Annotated in this window: 1 protein-coding gene, 7 tRNA genes and 1 rRNA gene; 1 reads left to right on the top strand and 8 read right to left on the bottom strand. The window is 38.6% G+C overall.

Going from position 1 to position 2089, the window contains the following annotated elements:
• Positions 1-155 precede the first annotated feature (155 nt).
• On the top strand, positions 156-305 hold the full coding sequence (locus tag DW981_RS14545; protein WP_118508235.1) for a cyclic lactone autoinducer peptide: 150 nt from the start codon (positions 156-158) through the stop codon (positions 303-305).
• 892 nt (positions 306-1197) lie between these two features.
• Here the strand turns inward: DW981_RS14545 and DW981_RS14530 are convergent.
• From DW981_RS14530 to DW981_RS14495, 8 genes are all read right to left on the bottom strand, one after another.
• Positions 1198-1270, bottom strand: a tRNA-Lys gene (locus DW981_RS14530).
• Positions 1271-1291: 21 nt separating this feature from the next.
• Positions 1292-1364, bottom strand: a tRNA-Phe gene (locus tag DW981_RS14525).
• A 30-nt stretch (positions 1365-1394) separates the two neighbouring features.
• Positions 1395-1468: transfer RNA gene (locus tag DW981_RS14520), tRNA-Met, on the bottom strand.
• A gap of 81 nt (positions 1469-1549) precedes the next feature.
• Positions 1550-1631 (bottom strand) — tRNA-Tyr (locus DW981_RS14515).
• A 3-nt stretch (positions 1632-1634) separates the two neighbouring features.
• Positions 1635-1707: transfer RNA gene (locus DW981_RS14510), tRNA-Thr, on the bottom strand.
• Between the two features lie 14 nt (positions 1708-1721).
• A tRNA-Val gene (locus DW981_RS14505) sits at positions 1722-1794 on the bottom strand.
• 14 nt (positions 1795-1808) lie between these two features.
• Positions 1809-1882: transfer RNA gene (locus DW981_RS14500), tRNA-Asp, on the bottom strand.
• A gap of 106 nt (positions 1883-1988) precedes the next feature.
• Positions 1989-2089: ribosomal RNA gene (locus DW981_RS14495) — 23S ribosomal RNA — on the bottom strand; the annotation flags it as partial.

Genomic DNA, 2089 nt, shown 5'->3' with positions numbered 1-2089 from the left:
TTGACTATCAAACCTTTTATTTTTGACATATAACCTTATATTTTTGACATATACCAAAAGTAGTACTTTTTTCCTGTTATAATATAAATGTAACAGCAAATCATCGGTTGGATATATCAAATATATTCACCCCGCTACATTTGAAAGGAGTCATTATGAAAAAACTTATTTTATTTGTAAGCAAAAACTTGTGCAACGTTGCTGTGTTTGCTGCAGCTTTTGCTGTAACAGCATCATGTTCACGTTGGTTTTACCAGGAAGAATTAGACGAGCAAGTAATGAGTTTAAATCGTTACCACGATTAAAACATGATTGATCGTTTAGTGAATTATTTCCGATCCTTAGGATTGGTAGATGATTCCAATGACAAAATAATTAAATATGGATTGCGACGTGTATGTTTATTCCTAACTGATTTTGCAATAATTTTATTATTGTCGTATCTCTTAGGAAATATATGGGTGGGGATCTTGTTCGAACTAGCGTATTCCCTATTACGCATTTATGCAGGAGGCTTTCATGCATCAAAAGAAACTTATTGTTTTGTTTTATCATACTCTAGCATAATCATAAGCCTCTGTCTGATAAATTACATGCACATATCAACTTTCTTGATGTTCATTGCTTGCATAACAATGTTCATTTCTATAGTTCTATTATCCCCCATAGAGCACAAGAACAAACCCTTGTGTAAGAAAGAACGGATAATATATCGCCGCAATACCATAATAATTCTCATTGCAGAATTAGGTGCACTTTTTTATTTTAATTGGAGTCATCAATTATTATTTGCAAAATCAATTTTAGCAGCCATACTTTTGGTTGGACTTGCTCAGTGGTTTGCATTGTTACAAAAGAAATTCTAATTATGTATTTCATCAATTAGAATACAAAATATTATTTGACATCTGGAGCTATCTCTCTATGATAGCTCCCTTTTCTTTTTTAAAGATTAAGGTGTGAAAAATCCTTTTTTGGATATTCTTTTTGTGCCGGGATATTTTAAGCTTTTTGTGCCGGGATATTTTAAGCTTTTTGTGCTGGGATATTTTAAGGCGATGCGGCGCATCGTTGATAGATATTATGGTCAAAAATTCAGAAAAATAGCCTGTCAGGGAAATTTAGGCCTTTTGACACTTAAGACACTTTAATCCTATTAATAGAAAAAAGCCCATAGATAAACTATGAGCTTTTACGTGAGACACGGGGGATTCGAACCCCCGACAACTTGATTAAAAGTCAAGTGCTCTACCAACTGAGCTAGTATCCCATCCGTCTTATAAAAGACGAATGCCCAGAACCGGAATCGAACCAGTGACACGCGGATTTTCAGTCCGCTGCTCTACCAACTGAGCTATCTGGGCATAATCAGATATTTCTATCCAATATCTAAGTAGCGGGGACAGGATTTGAACCTATGACCTTCGGGTTATGAGCCCGACGAGCTTCCTAGCTGCTCCACCCCGCGGCATAATTTATAAAACCTCTGATAAATTATATGCGGTTCATTCTACACTTAGAACAAATCGTTCCACTATCTTAGGTTAAGTGGATGGAGAAGGATTCGAACCTTCGAAAGCGTAGCTAACAGATTTACAGTCTGCCCCCTTTGGCCACTCGGGAATCCATCCATAAGCCGATGATCGGACTCGAACCGATAACCTGCTGATTACAAATCAGCTGCTCTGCCAATTGAGCCACATCGGCATTTTTATTAATAATGGGACCTACAGGGCTCGAACCTGTGACCCTCTGCTTGTAAGGCAGATGCTCTCCCAGCTGAGCTAAGATCCCATATAATAATAAAACGACCCAGAAGGGACTCGAACCCTCGACCTCCGCCGTGACAGGGCGGCGCTCTAACCAACTGAGCCACTAGGCCATTAAAAGTACTTATTAGTACCTTCAAAACTGCATATAGTTTCTTACATCCCACAAAGTTGAACTTGTTCTTGGTACTCCGGCATTATAATCGCCTTTGTTCCTTTTTGGTCAAGCCCTCGACCTATTAGTGACAGTCAGCTCCATGTGTTACCACACTTCCACCTCTGCCCTATCTACCTCGTCGTCTTCAAGGGGTCTTACTGGA

The organism is Clostridium sp. AM49-4BH, from assembly GCF_003478335.1.
Lineage (GTDB): Bacteria > Bacillota > Clostridia > Lachnospirales > Lachnospiraceae > Butyribacter.
This window is presented reverse-complemented; position numbering and strand designations above follow the sequence as displayed.